1 pseudogene is annotated in these 228 nt (G+C 37.3%); it reads left to right on the top strand.

The features are described 5' to 3' along the window. Nucleotides 1-228: pseudogene (locus SB773_RS35220) on the top strand (DNA replication/repair protein RecF); the annotation flags it as partial.

Below are 228 nucleotides of genomic sequence, written 5' to 3'. Positions count from 1 at the left end.
CTATTTTCGTTTTAGCAATGGCAAAATCCCATCGGACCTCAAATGATAAAGAACTTATTCGCTGGGATGAAGAGTATGCTAAAATAGAAGGTAGAGTTAGAAAGAGAAATACCTCAATACCACTTGAGCTGACCATTTCAAAAAAAGGGAAAAAGGCGAAGTGCAACCATATTGAACAAAGAAAGTTGAGTCAATATGTCGGAAATATGAATGTGGTCATGTTTGCGC

Source organism: Bacillus sp. SIMBA_074 (genome assembly GCF_046534555.1).
GTDB classification, from domain to species: Bacteria; Bacillota; Bacilli; order Bacillales; family Bacillaceae_G; genus Bacillus_A; species Bacillus_A mycoides.
The sequence above is the reverse complement of the archived record's forward strand: the minus strand, read 5'-3'. Positions and strand labels throughout refer to the sequence as shown.